The 17,580-nt window shown below is 63.9% G+C and carries 19 protein-coding genes; 10 read left to right on the top strand and 9 right to left on the bottom strand.

The genetic code is table 11. The features are described 5' to 3' along the window. Positions 1–95: 95 nt before the first annotated feature. The 3 genes from RTP54_RS11390 to RTP54_RS11380 are packed head-to-tail and all read right to left on the bottom strand — an operon-like array spanning position 96 to position 854. Positions 96–311 carry a hypothetical protein gene (locus tag RTP54_RS11390; protein WP_312362675.1) on the bottom strand — a complete coding sequence of 72 codons (216 nt, stop codon included), beginning with the start codon at positions 309–311 and terminating at the stop codon, positions 96–98. 14 nt (positions 312–325) lie between these two features. Then, positions 326–541 carry a hypothetical protein gene (locus tag RTP54_RS11385; protein WP_112810869.1) on the bottom strand — a complete coding sequence of 72 codons (216 nt, stop codon included), beginning with the start codon at positions 539–541 and terminating at the stop codon, positions 326–328. Between the two features lie 25 nt (positions 542–566). Continuing rightward, positions 567–854 (bottom strand): hypothetical protein, encoded by a 288-nt coding sequence (locus RTP54_RS11380; RefSeq protein WP_112810870.1) that lies wholly within the window; start codon positions 852–854, stop codon positions 567–569. Between the two features lie 155 nt (positions 855–1,009). Between RTP54_RS11380 and RTP54_RS11375 the strand changes: the two genes are divergently transcribed. The 5 genes from RTP54_RS11375 to RTP54_RS11355 all read left to right on the top strand — a co-directional run bounded on the left by RTP54_RS11375 (position 1,010) and on the right by RTP54_RS11355 (position 4,304). Then, on the top strand, positions 1,010–1,210 hold the full coding sequence (locus RTP54_RS11375; protein ID WP_312362674.1) for a hypothetical protein: 201 nt from the start codon (positions 1,010–1,012) through the stop codon (positions 1,208–1,210). Positions 1,211–1,671: 461 nt separating this feature from the next. Beyond that, positions 1,672–2,601 (top strand): glycine betaine ABC transporter substrate-binding protein, encoded by a 930-nt coding sequence (locus RTP54_RS11370; protein ID WP_112833118.1) that lies wholly within the window; start codon positions 1,672–1,674, stop codon positions 2,599–2,601. A 32-nt stretch (positions 2,602–2,633) separates the two neighbouring features. Continuing rightward, positions 2,634–3,293, top strand: a complete 660-nt coding sequence (locus RTP54_RS11365; RefSeq protein ID WP_162703626.1) for a L,D-transpeptidase — start codon at positions 2,634–2,636, stop codon at positions 3,291–3,293. Between the two features lie 201 nt (positions 3,294–3,494). Beyond that, complete coding sequence (locus RTP54_RS11360; protein WP_312363241.1) at positions 3,495–3,806, top strand: hypothetical protein; 312 nt, start codon at positions 3,495–3,497, stop codon at positions 3,804–3,806. A 99-nt stretch (positions 3,807–3,905) separates the two neighbouring features. After that, entirely contained in the window at positions 3,906–4,304 is a 399-nt protein-coding gene (locus RTP54_RS11355; RefSeq protein ID WP_312362672.1) for a hypothetical protein, read from the top strand. Between the two features lie 135 nt (positions 4,305–4,439). Here RTP54_RS11355 and RTP54_RS11350 read toward each other — a convergent pair whose 3' ends face one another. Both RTP54_RS11350 and RTP54_RS11345 read right to left on the bottom strand, forming a co-directional pair. After that, positions 4,440–5,957, bottom strand: a complete 1,518-nt coding sequence (locus tag RTP54_RS11350; protein ID WP_312362670.1) for an arylsulfatase — start codon at positions 5,955–5,957, stop codon at positions 4,440–4,442. Between the two features lie 708 nt (positions 5,958–6,665). Further along, complete coding sequence (locus RTP54_RS11345) at positions 6,666–7,265, bottom strand: class I SAM-dependent DNA methyltransferase (RefSeq protein WP_112816228.1); 600 nt, start codon at positions 7,263–7,265, stop codon at positions 6,666–6,668. A 342-nt stretch (positions 7,266–7,607) separates the two neighbouring features. Here RTP54_RS11345 and RTP54_RS11340 point away from each other — a divergent pair, with 342 nt between their 5' ends. Beyond that, positions 7,608–8,021, top strand: coding sequence for a VOC family protein (locus RTP54_RS11340; RefSeq protein WP_112810875.1), 414 nt, complete (start codon positions 7,608–7,610; stop codon positions 8,019–8,021). A 109-nt stretch (positions 8,022–8,130) separates the two neighbouring features. Here the strand turns inward: RTP54_RS11340 and RTP54_RS11335 are convergent, their stop codons facing one another. Continuing rightward, positions 8,131–9,759 (bottom strand): arylsulfatase, encoded by a 1,629-nt coding sequence (locus RTP54_RS11335; RefSeq protein WP_112810876.1) that lies wholly within the window; start codon positions 9,757–9,759, stop codon positions 8,131–8,133. 332 nt (positions 9,760–10,091) lie between these two features. Between RTP54_RS11335 and RTP54_RS11330 the strand changes: the two genes are divergently transcribed. Both RTP54_RS11330 and RTP54_RS11325 read left to right on the top strand, forming a co-directional pair. Beyond that, positions 10,092–11,321 (top strand): PLP-dependent aminotransferase family protein, encoded by a 1,230-nt coding sequence (locus tag RTP54_RS11330; RefSeq protein ID WP_112810877.1) that lies wholly within the window; start codon positions 10,092–10,094, stop codon positions 11,319–11,321. 290 nt (positions 11,322–11,611) lie between these two features. Beyond that, positions 11,612–12,382, top strand: coding sequence for a siderophore-interacting protein (locus tag RTP54_RS11325; protein WP_312362665.1), 771 nt, complete (start codon positions 11,612–11,614; stop codon positions 12,380–12,382). 63 nt (positions 12,383–12,445) lie between these two features. Here RTP54_RS11325 and RTP54_RS11320 read toward each other — a convergent pair whose 3' ends face one another. Beyond that, positions 12,446–12,814 carry a DUF4180 domain-containing protein gene (locus RTP54_RS11320; RefSeq protein WP_112810879.1) on the bottom strand — a complete coding sequence of 123 codons (369 nt, stop codon included), beginning with the start codon at positions 12,812–12,814 and terminating at the stop codon, positions 12,446–12,448. A 103-nt stretch (positions 12,815–12,917) separates the two neighbouring features. Then, a complete protein-coding gene (locus tag RTP54_RS11315) occupies positions 12,918–13,730 on the bottom strand; it encodes an aminotransferase class IV family protein (RefSeq protein ID WP_312362660.1) in 813 nt (270 codons plus the stop codon). A gap of 130 nt (positions 13,731–13,860) precedes the next feature. Between RTP54_RS11315 and RTP54_RS11310 the strand changes: the two genes are divergently transcribed. Together RTP54_RS11310 and RTP54_RS11305 are read left to right on the top strand one after the other, a co-directional pair. After that, a complete protein-coding gene (locus tag RTP54_RS11310; protein WP_312362659.1) occupies positions 13,861–14,811 on the top strand; it encodes a LysR substrate-binding domain-containing protein in 951 nt (316 codons plus the stop codon). A gap of 259 nt (positions 14,812–15,070) precedes the next feature. After that, the gene (locus RTP54_RS11305) at positions 15,071–16,732 is read left to right on the top strand and encodes an arylsulfatase (protein ID WP_112816234.1); all 1,662 of its coding nucleotides are present in this window, start codon (positions 15,071–15,073) and stop codon (positions 16,730–16,732) included. 92 nt (positions 16,733–16,824) lie between these two features. On the opposite strand, the gene RTP54_RS11300 is transcribed toward RTP54_RS11305, so the two are convergent. Next, positions 16,825–17,565: an SDR family oxidoreductase gene (locus tag RTP54_RS11300; RefSeq protein WP_112833112.1), complete on the bottom strand. Its 741-nt coding sequence runs from the start codon at positions 17,563–17,565 to the stop codon at positions 16,825–16,827. Positions 17,566–17,580 lie beyond the last annotated feature (15 nt).

The raw sequence follows: 17,580 nt of genomic DNA, 5'->3' as shown, positions 1-17,580 counted from the left end.
CTTCCTTCGTTCCTCGTTCCTCGCACATGTGGCCGTTGCCGCGCAAAACGCGTTCGGGATCGCAGGTCCCCGGTCCGCGTCCTGCCGGTTTTAGCCTACAAGAGGCGATTTCGCTCCAATGTCTCGCGACCGCGCCGCAATTTCACCAGGCTCTCGTTCACGCCTTTTTGCTCGTCATGAGAAAGGTGGTGCAGCGTTTTGACAGATGGATGGCGGCGGGGCGGCTTGGCAACGGGCGGCCTGGCGATGGGCGCCATGGCGGGCGCGCCCTTCCACTGGAGCAATTGTCTCAGTTTTCCGTAGTAGGTCATGGTGTTTCCTTGTGTCAGTGGCGCGGCATGCCCCATTCGATCGGCTCGAGGTTTTCCTCTTTGCTGACGCGATCCTGTCCGAGTTCGTCGTTGCGGATCCGGTACTGGGGCTGGCTGTCGCGCGGGGGCATGATGGCTGTGATGCGATAGGTTTCCGCCGCATTCGGCGAGATGTGCGTGCGGTCCCTGAGGCGGACCGACAATCCGACCTCGAAACGGTGTGCAGACATGGCTCTTGACCTCCAGGGCTTGGGTTCAGGCTTGCGTCGACGGGGCGAAATCGTGTTTTGCGCGGTCGATCGCGAGAATGCGATCGAGTTCATCCGGCGCAATGGCGACCATGCGCATGCGATGGTCATTGTCGGCGGTGGGCGGCAACTTGATGAAGGTGGCGACGCGATGATAGGCGAGCCATGAAATGCCTTCGATCAATTCCTCGTCGTCATCCACCTCGTAGTCACCCGCAGCCAGCATTCCTTCCACCTCAGGCAATCGGAAGGGCTCGCTGAAGTGGACGGTGCGGTGCTTGGTGCGGTTGAACATGACGTCTCCTTCTAACGCCGGGATGTATCCGGCATTGTGGACATGACGACTGGTTTGGCGAACGGCCGCGTCGGAGCCGCAGGTTGTGGGCGGCGCTGCGCCCTTTTCGTGTTTTCCAGATCGCGAACCGAACCGCCTGTCCGGGAAAGATCGATATGATGTCCGACCTGCCCGTGCGCCCGCACATCGACCCTTATCGTGCGGCGGCCATTGGCAAGACAACGAAGGCGGCATTGCCGTCAAAACGCATGATCGCAACCGCGATCATGTCAGAACAGGGCGTGGGAGCAAACGCGAGCGGCGCGCGCACTTCAGCGCTCGAAAATGGGAAGAGATGGCGGGTCGAAAGCCTCTGACGCCGCGAAAAGCCAAGCTGGCCAATGTCGATGAGCCACTGTGGGCCTTAATTGCGCCGAACGCAAGGTAATCACGAATTTCGGCAAACGCGTTGCGTTCTCACAGCTTGTCGCGTCATGCATGGGAGACGGTACCCGCGATGAAATAGTCTGTCGTTTCCGGCGACAATCAGTGGTCACCGGGAAATTCACAGTCCTTTCAACGTCCGTTACAGCCGGGCGTTGACGGATGTCGATCCTGTAGGCATCCTGCCGGCCAAAGAAGACAGGGCGGCGAAAGCGCTGCCGGGGCCGTCAAGCGGCCCGCCACGGGGACAGTTGCATTCGACGGGCAGCAGGCGACATCCGCGTTCCGCACTGCCATTCATACGCATTCGCCAGTCATACGCATTCGCAAGTCATTCAGGTCGATCGGTCGAAACTGCTCGGAGGGGACTGTGAAGAGACGTTCGAAGTTCTGCATGTCTGTCAGTCTGGTGCTCGGGCTTGGTGCCGCCGGCCCGATGCTGGCGGCCGATCTCGTCATCGCCATGCCCAACTGGCCGTCCGGCCAGGCGACGGCAAACATTCTCAAGGTCAGCATCGCCAAGAAATTCGGCCTCGACGCCGAGGTCAAGGAGCTCGGCACGCTCAACGCCTTCGTCGGCTTCGAGACCGGCGAGGTGGATATCCAGCCTGAGGTCTGGCAGCCGAATTTCGGCGACATCGTCAAGAAATACGTGACCGACAAGAAAGTGGCGACGCTCGGCGCCCATGCGGTGCCGGCCTGGCAGGGCCTTTGCGCCACGCCGGAGGCGGCAGCGACGATCAAGACGATCGCCGATCTCAGCGATCCCGAAAAGACCAGGATCCTCGACACGGACGGCGACGGCAAGGGCGAACTGTGGATCGGCGCGCCGACCTGGCTTTCCACCGGCATCGAGCGCACCCGGGCCAACAGCTATGGCTACAGCGCCAACCTGACGCTCTACGAGGCGGAGGAGGAGGTGGCGATGGCCGGCGTCGATGCGGCGATCGCAACCGCACGGCCGATGGTGTTTTACTGCTACGCGCCGCACCACGTGTTCGAGCTGCACAAGATCGCCCGTATCGCCGAGCCGCCGCACGATCCGGCCAAGTGGAAAATCGTCGGCGCCAACGATCCCCTGTGGATCAGCAAATCCACGGCTGCGACCTCCTGGGACGCGGCCCATTTCCAGATCGCCTACGCGACCGTCTTCGGCAAGAAGCATCCCGACATCGCCAAGTTCCTCGATCAGGTCGATTTCTCGCCGGAGGAAGTGACGAAAATGAGCTATGCGCTGGAGGTCGAGCGCCAGGCGCCGGCCGACTACGCGAAGAAATGGGTTGATGACAACGCGGCACGTATCGACGGGTGGGCGAAGCCATGAAGACGACACCGGATCGAAAAGCCACCAGCTTCATGACGCGCACGCGAAAGCTCGGGCTGGTGGTGCTGGCCGCGGCCGTGTGTTTCGGGCCGCCGGCAGCGCTGGCGCAGACCCAGATCTACGACGCCCGCACCAAGAAATGGGTGAACTACGACAAGAAGAAAGCGCGGCAATATTATGCCCGCAACAACCAGTTGCCGGAGGCGTTTCGCCGGCAGGTGGTGCCGTTCCGCACGGCGGAAAAGCCGGGCACGATCATCATCGACGGCAACCAGCATTTTCTCTATCTCGTCCAGCCCGGCGGGCAGGCGATCCGCTACGGCATCGGCGTCGGGCGCGAGGGGTTCGGCTGGGCCGGCATCGTGCGCGTCGGGCGCACGGCCGAGTGGCCGACCTGGACGCCGCCGCCCGAAATGGTTGCGCGCGATCCGAACGCGGCCAAATGGGCGGCCGGCATGCCCGGCGGGCCGGACAACCCGCTCGGCGCCCGCGCGCTCTACCTCTATGAGGGCGACCAGGACACGATCTACCGCATCCACGGGACGGTCGAGCCCTGGACCATCGGGCTCGACGTGTCGTCCGGCTGTATCCGCATGAACAACGACGACGTCACCGACCTGCATTCGCGCATCGAGGTCGGCGCCAAGGTGATCGTGCTGATGCAGGGGGCAGCCCTCTACAAGGGCGTTTGAAGGCGCGTTTGACGGACCGACCGGGCGGGCAGGCGTGGCGCTGACACGCCGCACGCCGCATGCCTGTCGCGACGGCTGCTGCTGTCGGCGGGACCTGGAAGATGCATGAAACAGCCATGCCGAATGCCTGCCTCAGGGGCTCAAGACGGGCAGGGGAGTGAACCACAGGATCCGAAGGGGAGATTTTTGGTGATCGAGGGGATGATGCGTTCAAAACGCTTGGTACTGGCGGCCGGCATCGGCCTTGCTTTTCTCGGCGGCTGCCAGTCGGCGCCGCCCAAGCCCGAGGAAATGGCGCGCACGAGCCTGCAGACGGCACCGGCCGACCTGCAGCTGATCTGCGCCAACGCGGCTGCGGGCACCGCCCAGGTCGACAGCAGCAAGGTGCTGCCGACAAGCTCGCGCCAGCTGGATGCGACCTCCTACAGCGTCGACCTCGACGCGGGCGGGCGCAAGTTCAACTGCATCGTCGACACCAATGGCAGCGTGAAATCGGTGCAGCCGGTGGCTTGATCGCCACCGCGGGTTTCGCCGAACGGCAGACATGACCGTGGGGTCGATGCCATCCCCGCGATGATGGCCATTTGATCTCTCAAGGGAGAGGCAATCATCATGGAGCAGCGGCTCACCATCCTGAATTCGTATCGGTTGAACGCTCCGCCCGAGCATTTTGCCCGTGCGATCGACGTGCTGGCGCGGCGGGTCGAAGCCGAAGGCGATCCCGGCGTCCTTTCCTACAGATTTTTCGTGCACGCTTCGGAAGGGACAGCGCGCGGGGTGATCGACTATGTCAATGCCGCTGCCTGGATCGGTCATCACGACATCGCCATGGGATGGCCCGAAATGTCCGGCTTGCACAGTGTTGCCTCTCTCACCGACATCGTCTTCCTCGGCGCCATGACGAGCGAAATCCAGGCCTGGATCGACCGATCCACGCTGACTGCGCGGATACGATGCGGTTATGCATTCGCGGGAGGATTCCAGAGGCGGAGCGATCGATGGCACGACTAGTCCGGCAACCTGCCGGAGAAAGTGCACTCGTCGGCCGTGATCAGGCGGCGACAGCGACACGTGCATGCGCGCACGGACGAGCGTACCAGCATCTGTGTCCTTCGAGCCAACCCACCGACAAGGTGAAAGGCCCGGTCAGTCGCCAAGGCCGAAGAGGGTTGCGGGGTCGGCGACGACCGGCGGCGCATAGAAGGTCAGCCGCGCGGCGTCCATGAGCAGAAGCGGCGGGACCATCTCGTCGGCAAGTTGGGTGATCCAGTCCTGGAGTTCGCGCACCTGCTCGTCATTGTCGGTCGAGAGATCCTTCGTCTCCGAGGGGTCGGCTGCAAGGTCGAACAGTTCGAGCCTGGGCGGCAATGTCGCCTTCCACACGAGTTTCCAATTGTCCCTGCGCACCGCGCCGCCGAGCGGGTCGACATTGTAGGCGAGCTCCGTGCGCGGCGAGGGCTGGCCCTGGCTGATCGCCGGCCACAGGTTCATGCCATCGAGTGGCTTTTGTGTGTCGGGTGCGGCGCCGGCTATGGCTGAGAGCGTCGGGAACATGTCGACGACATGCACCATGCCGGCGACCTTTCCCGGCTTGATCTTGCCCGGCCAATTGGCAAGGGCCGCGACGCGGGTGCCACCTTCGTAGAGCGTGCCCTTGCCGTCACGGTAGGGGCCGTTGTCCGCCGGCAACCCGCCGCCGACCTTGCTATCGCCGGCAAAGAGAGCACTGGTCACGCCGCCATTGTCGCTGTGGAAGACAACAAGCGTGTTGTCACGCATTCCGCGCTTTTCGAGCGCCGCCATCAGCCGGCCGACGCCATCGTCGAGCACCGCGATCATGGCCGCATAGGCGCGACGGTTTTCGTCGGGGATGTGCCGATAGCGCTCGAGATAGGCAACGGGCGCCTGAAACGGTGTGTGCGGCGCGGTGAAGGCGAGGTAGAGAAACAACGGGGCGGATGGATCGTGACCTTCGACGACACGCACGGCCTCGTCGCCAAAAAGGCTGTTGTCGAAACCGGTCTCCTCGAGCGGGGCATTGTCCCGATACCAGTCCTTCACACCGTGCGAGGCGTGCTTGAAGTGGTCGATCTCACCGACAAGCGCACCGTAAAAGCTGTCGAAGCCGCGCTGCTTCGGCCAATACTCGACCTTGGCATGGCCGAGGTGCCACTTGCCGACGAGCGCGGTCCTGTAGCCGGCAGCCTGCATGACCTGAGGCAGAAGTACCTCGTCGAGCGCCAGCCCGTAGGCGCCCGGCGATGGTATCACCCCGGTCTGCAGGCCGTATCGCAAGGGGTAGCGGCCGGTCAGAAACGCGGCGCGCGTCGGCGTGCACATGGGTTGGGTGTAGAATTCCTCGAAGGTCACGCCCGTGCTGGCGAGCCTGTCGAGGTTGGGCGTCGCGATATCGGAACCGTGAAAGCCGACGTCGGCCCAGCCGAGGTCGTCGGCGATGATGTAGACGATGTTCGGCGGTGCCGTGCCGCTCGCAAGGGCGCTGTCCGCGGAGAGTGTGGCAAGAGCGGTCGGCATGCCCAAGGCAGCCGCGAAGGCTGCTCCGCTCATCAGCGCCTCGCGCCGCGTCAGGCCGCTCCGGTCGCATCCGCTGCTCTCGCGTGCGCAGGCATTCGGGCCCACGTGCTTTTCCTGCATTTCAGCCATCCTTCACTCCCCGCAAATCGAGCCCGCCTGGCCGGCAATTGTCTATTCGATATGGCTAATATCTGCGTCTTGCGGTAGCGGCGTCAATCGCCATCAAGGGGTGTACCGGGGAGGTCGCACGCCGCATTGGCGATGCACCCGAACGCACGGATTGGCGGACAAAACCGGCCCTATGAGCGTGCAACTGGACGCCGGACTTGCCCGCAATCTGTCGGGCGCCGGCGCGCGCGGCGGTTTCAAGGGGTTAGCCAACGGATGCGAGGCTTCGTCCGTATTGTGCGGCGCAGAAATAATAATGTTGCAATGCAAGATTATTTCCGGTGTGTTTTCTTTGGAATTCAGTATATCTGCGAATTGATCTTTCAAGATGGAGAATTATGTGCTCTCATAGGTTTAGTTGAGAGGAGGAAATGCCATGTTCTCATTCTTTGAGCACTTCGCACTTTTCGACGCGCTGATCGTTGCCGCAATCTGCACGCTTCTGATCCTGAGTTATTTTAGCCGCGAGGCCTGATAGGGCACGCTAAGCTTCGGCCGGCAAGCGCAGGTTTGCCGATGCTGTCTTTGCAATGGCGCGCTGCCGCTAGCCGGTGTTCCGCGGCCTGAAGAGCGGGCGAACGCGACCTGTCATCCGCGGTTGGCCGCTACCGCGCGGGCGCATGCACCCGGGCCGTCGCCCCTTGAAGGTTCCCGCTATCGTTCGGGGCGCTAGCCGGCGCGGACCGCGCCGACATGCAGCCAGCGGGTGGGTTCGTTGTCGTAGCCGCCGCCGTCAGCCTCATCGATGCGGATATCCGACCAGTCCGCCCATTCCAGGCAGGTGCGAAGCCAGGCGGGCGAGGGGTAGTTGAAATAACGGCCGAAGCGATCGTGGCCTTCGCGCTCACCGGCCTTGAAGCTTGCCTGCAACAGGCCGCCCGGCCGCAGCGCCCGATGGAGGCGCACCAGCACGTCCGGCAATTCGGCCCGGGGCACATGCAAGAGCGAGGCTTCCGCCCAGATGGCGTCGAACCGCTCACTCCATTCGATGTGCTGAAAGGTGACGACCTCGACCTTGCGGCCAATTCGCTGTTCGGCCGCCCGGGCCATCTGCTCCGATCCGTCGCAGGCGGTGACATCGAGCCCGGCCTCGATCAGGTGCAGGCTGTCATGGCCGCCACCGCAGCCGAGATCGAGCACGGCGGCACCGGGCGAAAGGCGGGCGATGAACGTGGCCAGGCGATCGGCGGGCGGCTTGCGGTCTCGCATCGCATAGGTTTCGGCGTTGTCCCGGTAAAAGGCCATGGTGTCGTTGCTGCTCGTCGTCATGGCATTTTTCCTTCCTTGCGGCTGCGTCCTGCGATTTGCGCGCCACCCATGCCAAAGCCTGATTGCGCCAATGTTGCGCCAAACGGCTGGCGTGGGAAAATGGCTGATATAGCCCGTGTCGAATCGGCCATGTGCGCAATTGTAGCCCCGAAATTCCGCGGCGTTCAGGTGCGGGCACCTGCTGCGTCATGATGTCGTGCGGTCGGGCCGCCTGTTTGAGGATTGCGCGAAGCCGTGGCAACTTCGGCCGTGATCGCAGGCTTTGGCGCGCCGCCACGCGCGCCAGCAAGTCCGTGCCACGAATGCCGAAGCCACGAAAGCCGATGTCACGAGAGGACGTTCATGCGCTTTATCAATCCGATACCGTTCGTTCGCGACATCGAGCGCTCGAAGCAATTCTATCGCGACCGGCTCGGCCTGGAGATCCTTGAGGATTTCGGCAGTTTCGTTTTGTTTGCCTCCGGCTTTGCCATTCATGAGGCAAGCGCGCTCGAACAGACGATCTGGCGGCAGGCGTGCGAGGGCAGCGAGCCCTACGGGCGACGAAACCTGCTGCTCTACTTCGAGGATGACGATGTGGATCTGGCCTTCGCCACCATCGCGCCGCATGTGGAGCTGATCCATCCCGTCGAACGACAGGCCTGGGGGCAGCGGGTGTTCCGCTTTTACGATCCGGACGGGCATGCGATCGAGATCGGCGAACCGCCCATCGAGATCGGCGAGCCGCAGGCGCCCGGCGTGCCCGTTCCGTCGTGATCCTTCGTCGCTGCGCGCTGTCCTCGCGACGGATCTCGGGGGCTTTAGAGGCACCATGCCCGCTGCCGAAGGTCGGCAACGGGCATGGTAGGGACGGCGCGAGGCAGCGTTACTTGCTGCCGGAACCGGACAGCTTGTCCATGACGTCGTCGAGATTGAAGCTTGCCGGCTTCTGGCGGATCGGGAAGTCCTTGAAGCTTTCCAGCCATTTCGCCACGATCGCCTGCGACGGCACGACGACGAAGGCGCGGTCGAAGAACCACTTTTCGTATTCGATCGATTCATCGCCGCGCTCGAACGGGTCGGCGCGCAGGTTGAAGAGCTTGGGCGCACGCAGCGTGGTGAAGGCGTCGCGCCACACGCCGATACCCGTGCTTTCCTGCGCCTTGAACACGACCTTCCAATCCTGGAAGCGCACGGCGACGAGTTCGCCATCGTCGTTCCAATAAAGGAATTCGCGCCGTGGTGCGTCGTTCACCTCGCCCTTGAAATAGGGGAGGAGGTTGTAGCCATCGAGATGCACCTTGAAGCTCTTGGTGCCGGCCTGGTAGCCCGTCTTGCACTTTTCGACGATGTCGGTTTCGCCGGCGGCCGCGCAGAAGGTCGGGATGAAATCGTAGTGCGAGAACATGTCGTTGTAGACGGTGTTCGGCTTGATGACGCCCGGCCAGCGGATGCAGGTGGGGACGCGGTAGCCGCCTTCCCAGTTGGTTGCTTTCTCGCCGCGGAAGGGCGTGTTGCCGCCATCCGGCCAGGTCATCACCTCGGCGCCATTGTCGGTGGTGTAGACGACGATGGTGTTTTCGACGAGGCCGAGATCGTCGAGCTTCTTCAGGAGCTCGCCGACCATGCCGTCATGCTCCACCATGCCGTCGGCATAGACGCCCTTGCCGGTCTTGCCCTCCGATTCCGGTTTCAGATGGGTGTTGACGTGCATGCGGGTGGAGTTGAAGTAGCAGAACCAGGGCTTCTGGGCATTGTGCTGGCGATCGATGAAGTCGAGTGCGGCGGCCAGGAACTCGCCGTCGACCGTTTCCATGCGCTTCTTCGTCAGCGACCCGGTGTCCTCGATCCGGCCGTCGGCATAGGAGTGGATGACGCCGCGCGGGCCGAAGCGCTTGCGAAACTCCGGGCTCTTCGGATAGTCCGGGTTCTCCGGCTCCTCCTCGGCATTGAGGTGGTAGAGGTTGCCGAAGAACTCGTCGAAGCCGTGGTTGGTCGGCAGGAACTCGTCCTTGTCGCCCAGATGGTTCTTGCCGAACTGGCCGGTGGCATAGCCTTGCGCCTTGAGGAATTCGGCGACCGACGGATCCTCGGCCTGCAGGCCGAGATCTGCGCCGGGCAGGCCGACCTTGGTCAGCCCCGTGCGGATCGGCGACTGGCCGGTGATGAAGGCGGCGCGACCGGCCGTGCAGCTCTGCTCGCCATACCAGTCGGTGAACATCGCACCTTCGTTGCCGATGCGGTCGATATTGGGCGTGCGATAGCCCATCATGCCGCGATGGTAGATGCTCGGATTGAACCAGCCGATATCGTCGCCCATGATCATGAGGATGTTCGGCTTGGCGCCGCCGGCGGCGGCTGATGTGGACTGCTGGGCGCTCGCCGGTCTCGTGCCGCCTGTCGCGGTCAGGGCCGTTGCCGCAAGGGCGCTTCCGGCAAGCAGGAGATTGCGCCGGCTGACGGCCAGGGGATGCCCGTTCTCGCGTTGATCGTCATCTTCCGGATGCGTGCTCATGGCGTCTTTCTCCGTGTCGTTGAAAATCGAAATCTTGGCCCGGTTTTGCAGTCGAGGTACGGGGGAAGTCTGCGCCCGGCGCGTGTAACGGACAAGGATGTAACAGTAACGCCAGGGCTACGGCGCCCGTCGCGGCGGGCGGAAGGATCGATCACGCAACGTTTGCAAAGTGTCGCAAAGTGAAGGGCAGACAGGCAGAAAATTGCGCGATTTAGGTCAACAACATTGACATAAATTAGCCGCCGTGATCCTGTCGAAGGACAAAGACAATGCATGCGCGACAGAGCCTGAAGACGCTCCTCCGCACCAAAAATCCTTGAGGAAACCACCCAATGCTCGACTGGGACCATATATTCGCGACGCGCTCCGGCCGGATGCGCGCCTCGGAAATCCGCGAATTGCTGAAACTGCTGGACCGCCCCGACATCATCTCGTTTGCCGGCGGCATTCCCGATCCCGAGCTGTTTCCCGATGTGGAGTTCAAGGACGCCTATGCCGAGATCTTTTCCGGCCCGGCCGTCAGCGCTGCCCTGCAGTACTCCGTGAGCGAAGGCTACAAGCCGCTGCGCGAATGGCTGGCCAAGCAGATGGAAAAGCTCGGCATTCCCGCAACCGTCGACAACATCTTCATCACCTCCGGTTCGCAGCAGGGTCTCGACTACATCGGCAAGCTGTTCCTGTCGCCCAACGACACGGCGCTCGTCACCTGGCCGACTTATCTCGGCGCGCTGCAGGCGTTCAACGCCTATGAGCCGCATTACGACCAGCTGAACCCGGGCGGCAACCGCACGCCCGCGACCTATGCCGAAGCCGCGAAGGCTAACGGCGGCCGCGTCAAGTTCGCCTATCTCTCGGCCGACTTCTCCAACCCGACGGGCGAGACCGTCGACCGGGCAGGGCGCGAGCGGGTGCTCGATCTCGCCGAAGAGCTCGACATCGCCGTCATCGAGGATGCGGCCTACCAGCAGCTTCGCTACGACGGCGAGGCGATCCCGCCGATCCTGGCGCTCGAGATCGCCCGCAAGGGCGACATCAACCACACCCGCACCGTCTATTGCGGCTCGTTCTCCAAGACGCTGGCGCCGGGCCTGCGCGTCGGCTGGGTCTGCGCCTCGGAAACGGTGATCAAGAAGCTCGTGCTGCTGAAGCAGGCGGCCGACCTGCATTCCTCGACCATCAACCAGATGGCGATCTGCACGGTGGCCGAGCGCGGCTTCGATGCCCAGGTTGCCAAGATCCACCGGGTCTACAAGCACCGCCGCAGCGCCATGCTGGCGGCGCTCGAGAAATACATGCCCGATGGCGTGAGCTGGACCAAGCCGGAAGGCGGCATGTTCGTCTGGGTGACGCTGCCCAAGGGCATGGACGGCACGGCGCTGCTCGCCAAATCGCTGGAGACGGCCAAGGTCGCCTTCGTGCCCGGCCGCGCCTTCTTTGCCGACGGTTCCGGCGAAAACACGCTGCGCGTGTCGTTCTCCTGCGCCAACGACAAGATGATCGACGAGGGCATCCGCCGCCTCGGCGATCTCGTGCGCGGCGAAGTGGCAGCGCTCGCCGCCTGATCGCCGACGACACGGTTTTTCGTTGCGAGGCGCGGCCGCTGATGCGGGCGCGCCTTTTCTTTTGGCCGGAGATGGCTGCGTAACCGTTACGGTCTCCTGCCACATCATGGCGGCGGGCGAGCACGTTGCGCCGAGCCGACATGTCGGCTACAACGACCGAAATGGCCGGGCGCTGTCCGGCCACGTAAGCGTTAACGTCACTCAACGCGTATGATCGAACGGCTCAAGCGGCTTCGATCTGCGCGACTGTGTCCTGCGGATCGAGATCAACGAGCCCCAAAAGGATACCGATGGACACGACCCAGACCTCTCCCCACGATGCAACGGCCCCGAAGATCGAGCGCGTGCGTCATGAACTCAAGCGCCGTTCGCTTGTGGTCACCGATGCCGAGCGCATCACCCCCGGCATGCTGCGCCTGACGCTTTCGGGCGAAGACCTTGCCGATTTCGTCAGCCTGGGCGCCGACGATCACGTCAAGATCATCGTGCCCGCGGCCGACGGCACGGAGGAACGGCGGGACTATACGCCGCGCCGCTACGACAGCGCAAAACGCTCGCTGGTCATCGATTTCGCCCTGCACGAGGCCGGGCCGATCACGCAATGGGCGATGAGTGCCCGCCCGGGCGATGTCCTCAATATCGGCGGCCCGCGCGGTTCGGCCGTCATCTCCAATGTCGAGCGCTGGTTGCTGATCGGCGACGAGACGGCGCTGCCGGCGATCGGCCGGCGGATAGAGGAGGCCGGGGCCGCCGCCCGCATCACCAGCATTGCAGCCGTGGCCGACCCGGGCGAGCAACAGACGTTCGAGACGCGGGCCGCGCTCACATGCCACTGGGCCTATCGTCCCCTCGGCGAGGCGACTGACGCCTCGGCGCTTCTCGCCGTCCTGCGCACCGTCGAAATCGAACCCGACACCTTTGTCTGGGTCGCGGCCGAAGCCTCGGTGACGCGGGCGATCCGCGCGCACCTGACCGAAGAGCGGGGCTATCCGCTTCGCTGGATCAAGGCATCGGGCTACTGGGTAAAGGGCAAGGCCGACAGCACCGAAAAGTTCGAGTAACGCCGCCGGACCATGGTCGCCGGCGTGCCCTTGCGGGGGCGCCCCGGCCATCGGTACGGTCGATCAGGCCGCAGCCTCGAGCCTGCGGCGCAGATCGTCGAGATCGTCCACGAACCAGAGCGCATTGCCCTTGTTGGTTTCACGCACGAAATCGCGCAGCGCCTTGCTTTCGGCAAGCGCCTGGCCGACATCGCCGACAATGGCGCATCGCATGCGGTAGTTGACGAATTTCTGGAAAACCTCGCCGGCGACACGGGTGCTGAGGTTCAGGAAATCCGGGCCGAGGCGGGCGACCGGGATCGCCAGCATGTCGGCTTCATGACCCCAGGCATCGCCGAGAAAATCGTTGGCGTCTGCCGGCGTGCGCAGCGCAGCGCCCTTGTCGGCGCATCTGAGTACGCGGGTATTGGCGATTTCGATCAGCTGGTCCATGGCGTCTGAAATAATGCCGGGAGAGAGGGATTGCAACCCGTGGGTGCGTGCGCGAGCGAAGCCACCGCCGTGGCGCGGCGGCGGTCCGTGGCCCGTTCCAGCGTCACGGCGAGGTCAGCGGTTCCGCCTCGAAGGCCCGGTGGAGCAGTGCGACGAAAGGCGCGGGGTCGCGCAGCGGTGTCTGGTCGATGCGGCTGACGGCAATGCCGGGTGTCCAGGAATTCATCACCACCCCGGCAAGGCCGGCGAGGTCGGCTGATGTGACGGCCTGCGTGCGCTGGGCGATGCCGAGCCGGGCCAGCTGGCGCTGCAGGATGCCCATGGTGGTGCCGGTCAGCATCTCGGCCTCCGGCCAGACGACGGCGTCGCCGTCGAAGAAGGCGAGGTTCCAGATCGAGGCTTCGCTGAGGCGGCCTTTGCGGTCTAAGAAGGCGGCATCGTCGAAACCCTCGGCCACGGCCTGGCGCAGGTAGTAGGTCTTGGCGATCTCCCCGACATGCTTGATGCGCGGCAGCATGCGCTCATGCTCCACGGTCAGGAGCGAAAGCGGTCCCTTCGGACCTGATGACGCAGGGCCTGTCGTGACGAGCACGTCGAGCCCGACATCCGGACCGGCAACGGTGAATTCTCCGGCCGGCGAGTAGACGGTCGCCATCAAGGAACGGTCGGCGGGCGCGGCGGCGAGCGCTGCGCGCAGATGGGCGCGCACGAGATCGTCGGGAAGCGCCTTGCCGAACATTTCAAGCGAGGCGTTGCGCAGGCGGGCGAGATGAAGATCGAGGCCGCGCACCTGGCCGCCACGCACCTGCATGGCGGTGAAATGCGCGTAGCCGGCAAAGGCCAGCGGCGAAAGCTCGGCCGCGGTTGCGGCCTGGCCATTGCGTTGTACGGTCGAAGAGGTGGGGCCGGCAGACATCGAGATCACTCCAGGGGTCCATTTGGTGACGGTGGCGGTTGCCGCCGTTTCTGATCATCAGTATCTGCGATTGCTCGCTTCAAGAAAAACAAGTAGTTCTCGTTGGATCATCAAGCCAGGTTTGACGATCATGAGCCGAATGCTTCCAGGAACACGGGCGCTCAGAACCTTCGAGGCCGCCGGTCGCCATCTGAACTTCACGCGCGCGGCCGACGAGATCGGGCTGACGCCTGCGGCCGTCAGCTACCAGATCAAGGAAATCGAGGACCAGCTCGGCCTCACGCTCTTTAACCGCACCAGCCGCAGCATCCAGCTGACGCCATCGGGTGCCGTCCTGTTCGAGGCGGCCGCGCAGGCGCTGGAAACGCTTGAGCGGGCAGTCGGCCGGGCGCGCCGCATGGCGCGCGGCGCCCAGCAGCTGCGCGTGTCGCTGAGCCCGCGCTTTGCCACCAACTGGCTGTTGCCGCGCCTATCGCAGTTCCGGAAGGCGAACCCGACGGTCGAGCTCACCTTCGACATCACCGACGATGTCAGGGACTTCCATGCCGACGATATCGATCTCGCCATCCGTTTCGGCTCGGGCCGATACCGACAGACGCGGTGCGAGCGGCTGTTCGAGGCGGTGATCGCCCCGGTCGCCAGCGCGAAACTGCTGGCTGAGATCGGGCGGCCGAAGACGCCGCACGTCCTCTTCGGCCAGACGCTCTGTCACGTCGAGTGCACCACCGAAGGCATGCTGTGGCCGAACTGGCGGATGTGGATGGCGGCCGCCGGCATCGACGGTTTCGACGACAGCCGTTGCGTCGCCTTCACCGACACCAGCCATGTGGTCGAGGCCGTGATCGACGGCGGCGCCGTCGGGCTGGTGGACCTCGCGATGATCCGCAACGAGCTTTCCGAGGGGCGGCTGGTACAGCTGTTCGATCTCGGCGTCAGCGTCGCCGACGATTATGCCTATCATCTGGTCTACCCGGAAAACGCTGTGGACGATCCGCGGGTTCGTTCCTTTTGCGCATGGATGCTCGAAGAGGTTGAGCGGAAAGACCAGCCGGCGGCGCCGGCCCTTGCCGCTTCGGCCTGAAGCCGGTCTCGCCCCGCTCAGGCATCGCGGTGCGCCGCCTTCGTGACGGCTTATCGCCGCTACGTAACTGTTACGTACTCCTGCCTGCGGTCTTTGACGTGGTAATTTTCCAATCGTGATCGGCGGGCCATGATCCGTGCCCGGACCGATAACGCAAAGTTGGGCTCGGTCATCCCTCGCGGCCCTTTCAGACACGTTCGAACACCAGAGTTTCAATGCAATCGACGACCGCAGTCCTCGCGAACAGGAGACGATGAGCATGGTTGAGAATGTCGATAAGCCATCCAGCAACGAGACCCAGAACACGCTCGACGTCGATCGTCGCAGCCTGCTTCTTGGCGGCACGATCTTTGCCGCTGCCGCCATGGTCGGCTCGGGCGCGCCGCTGAATGCGGCCAAGGCCCAGCAGCAGCCTGCTGCCGGAAGCGGCAAGCCGCCGAACATCCTCGTCATCTTCGGCGACGACATCGGCATTCCGCAGATCAGCGCCTATACGATGGGCCTGATGGGCTATCGCACGCCCAATATCGACCGCATCGCGGCCGAGGGTGCGATCTTCACCGACAGCTACGGTCAGAACAGCTGCACGGCGGGGCGCGCCTCGTTCATTCTCGGCCAGGAGCCGTTCCGCACCGGCCTGCTCACCATCGGCATGCCCGGCGACCCGCATGGCATCCAGGACTGGATGCCGACGATCGCCGACGTCCTGAAGGCCAAGGGCTACTCCACCGGCCAGTTCGGCAAGAACCACCTGGGCGACCGCGACGAGCACCTGCCGACCAAACACGGCTTCGACGAATTCTTCGGCAACCTCTACCACCTCAACGCCGAGGAGGAGCCGGAAGGTTACTTCTATCCGAAGGATCCGGAGTTCAAGAAGAAGTTCGGCCCGCGCGGGGTCATCAAGTCCAGCGCCGACGGCAAGATCGAAGACACAGGCGCGCTCAACACCAAGCGCATGGAAACCATCGACGAGGAGTTCCTCGCCGCTGCCAAGGATTACATCGACCGCCAGGTCAAGGCCGACAAGCCGTTCTTCTGCTGGTTCAACTCGACCCGCATGCACGTCTTCACGCATCTGAAGGCGGAGTCGATGGGCAAGACCGGCAAGGGCATTCATGCCGACGGCATGGTCGAGCATGACGGTCACGTCGGGCAGTTGCTGCAGCAGCTCGACGACCTCGGCATTACCGAAAATACCATCGTGCTCTACACCACCGACAACGGCGCCGAGATCGCTCTTTGGCCCGATGGTGCCATGACCATGTTCCACGGCGAAAAGGGCACGACCTGGGAAGGCGGCTTCCGCATCCCGATGATGGTGCGCTGGCCGGGCGTGGTGAAGCCGGGCACGCAGATCAACGACCCCGTGACGCTGATGGACTGGTTGCCGACGTTTGCGACGGCCGCCGGCATCGCCGACGTCAAGGAAGAGATGAAGGCGGGCTTCAAGGGCACGTCCAAGACCTTCAAGGTGCATCTCGACGGCTACGACCTGACGAGTACGCTCAAGGGTGAAGCCAAGCAGCCGGCGCGTGATGCGGTCTACTATTTCGACCAGGGCGGCAACCTCAACGCGATCAGATGGAACGACTGGAAGCTCAGCTTCGCGGTCAACAGCGAAGGCAATATCGCGACAGCGACGCGCGAAGTGCCGAGCTGGGCCAACATCACCAACCTGAGGATGGATCCCTACGAGCGCGGCATCAAGGAAGGCGGCGAGTCCATGGAGTTCGTCGCCAGGAACATGTGGTTGCTGGTGCCAATCCAGGCCAAGATCAAGGAGTTCTTCCAGGACTTCAACGATTATCCGTTCCAGAGCGGCAGCACGCTCAATGCCAGCGGCATCGGCTACAGCTGGCTGGCGCAGCAGGCGGCGATGAAGCGGCTCGGCGAACTGGAGAGCCTGGCGCCGCGCTAAGGCCGGGCGACCCGGTCTCATCCTGAAGCGAAATCGACGGCCGGCGCCTGGCGCCGGCCGTCTGTTTTTGTGCAGGCGAGAAGAAGAACGCCTCAGTATTCCTGCGCGGTCGGCCGGAACAGGATCTCGTTGATATCCACATCCTCAGGCTGGCTCATGGCGAAGACCACGGCGCGGGCAAAACTGTCGGCCGGGATCGCCACACGCTGGTAGAGGGCGCGCACATTTTCCGCGACGTCCGTCTCCGTGACGCTGTCGGGCAGCTCGGTTGCCACCGCGCCGGGCGAAATGATGGTGGTGCGGATGTTGTAGGGCTTCACCTCCTGGCGCAGCCCTTCCGAGATGACGCGCACGCCGTGCTTGGTTGCGGCATAGACCGCGCCGCCTGGATTGACCTTGTGGCCGGCGACGGAGGAGACGTTGATGATGTGGCCGCTCTTCTGCGCCTTCATGTGCGGCAGTGCGGCGCCGATGCCATAGAGCACGCCCTTGAGGTTGACGTCGATGGTGCGGTCCCAGTCCTCGACCTTGCAGCGCTCGAGCGGCGAGTGCGGCATCAGGCCGGCGTTGTTGAGCAGGACGTCGATGCGGCCATGGAGCCTGACCGCGTGGTCGACCAGGCGCTTGACCTCATCGAACGACGTAACGTCGGTCTGAAGCGCTGCCTCCTCGCCGAGGGAAAGTTCGCGGGCGAGCGCCTGCAGCCTGTCGATGCGGCGGGCGCCGAGCACCAGCCGGGCGCCCTCGCGGGCAAGCCGGCGAACCGTCGCCTCGCCGAGGCCGCTGCTGGCGCCGGTGATGACGACGACCTTGTCGCGGATGTTCTCTGTCATCGCTTTTCCTCTTGC

Origin of the sequence: Ensifer sp., from assembly GCF_031989085.1 — a bacterium.
In the GTDB taxonomy this organism is placed as follows: domain Bacteria; phylum Pseudomonadota; class Alphaproteobacteria; order Rhizobiales; family Rhizobiaceae; genus Ensifer.
Note: the sequence above shows the minus strand (reverse complement) of the source record. Positions and strands in the feature narration are given on the sequence as shown.

Coding starts and splice junctions, on each gene's coding strand:
- RTP54_RS11390 (WP_312362675.1), bottom strand. CDS start 311: ATGACCTACTACGGAAAACTGAGACAATTGCTCCAGTGGAAGGGCGCG.
- RTP54_RS11385 (WP_112810869.1), bottom strand. CDS start 541: ATGTCTGCACACCGTTTCGAGGTCGGATTGTCGGTCCGCCTCAGGGAC.
- RTP54_RS11380 (WP_112810870.1), bottom strand. CDS start 854: ATGTTCAACCGCACCAAGCACCGCACCGTCCACTTCAGCGAGCCCTTC.
- RTP54_RS11375 (WP_312362674.1), top strand. CDS start 1,010: ATGATGTCCGACCTGCCCGTGCGCCCGCACATCGACCCTTATCGTGCG.
- RTP54_RS11370 (WP_112833118.1), top strand. CDS start 1,672: ATGTCTGTCAGTCTGGTGCTCGGGCTTGGTGCCGCCGGCCCGATGCTG.
- RTP54_RS11365 (WP_162703626.1), top strand. CDS start 2,634: ATGACGCGCACGCGAAAGCTCGGGCTGGTGGTGCTGGCCGCGGCCGTG.
- RTP54_RS11360 (WP_312363241.1), top strand. CDS start 3,495: ATGATGCGTTCAAAACGCTTGGTACTGGCGGCCGGCATCGGCCTTGCT.
- RTP54_RS11355 (WP_312362672.1), top strand. CDS start 3,906: ATGGAGCAGCGGCTCACCATCCTGAATTCGTATCGGTTGAACGCTCCG.
- RTP54_RS11350 (WP_312362670.1), bottom strand. CDS start 5,957: ATGGCTGAAATGCAGGAAAAGCACGTGGGCCCGAATGCCTGCGCACGC.
- RTP54_RS11345 (WP_112816228.1), bottom strand. CDS start 7,265: ATGACGACGAGCAGCAACGACACCATGGCCTTTTACCGGGACAACGCC.
- RTP54_RS11340 (WP_112810875.1), top strand. CDS start 7,608: ATGCGCTTTATCAATCCGATACCGTTCGTTCGCGACATCGAGCGCTCG.
- RTP54_RS11335 (WP_112810876.1), bottom strand. CDS start 9,759: ATGAGCACGCATCCGGAAGATGACGATCAACGCGAGAACGGGCATCCC.
- RTP54_RS11330 (WP_112810877.1), top strand. CDS start 10,092: ATGCTCGACTGGGACCATATATTCGCGACGCGCTCCGGCCGGATGCGC.
- RTP54_RS11325 (WP_312362665.1), top strand. CDS start 11,612: ATGGACACGACCCAGACCTCTCCCCACGATGCAACGGCCCCGAAGATC.
- RTP54_RS11320 (WP_112810879.1), bottom strand. CDS start 12,814: ATGGACCAGCTGATCGAAATCGCCAATACCCGCGTACTCAGATGCGCC.
- RTP54_RS11315 (WP_312362660.1), bottom strand. CDS start 13,730: ATGTCTGCCGGCCCCACCTCTTCGACCGTACAACGCAATGGCCAGGCC.
- RTP54_RS11310 (WP_312362659.1), top strand. CDS start 13,861: ATGAGCCGAATGCTTCCAGGAACACGGGCGCTCAGAACCTTCGAGGCC.
- RTP54_RS11305 (WP_112816234.1), top strand. CDS start 15,071: ATGGTTGAGAATGTCGATAAGCCATCCAGCAACGAGACCCAGAACACG.
- RTP54_RS11300 (WP_112833112.1), bottom strand. CDS start 17,565: ATGACAGAGAACATCCGCGACAAGGTCGTCGTCATCACCGGCGCCAGC.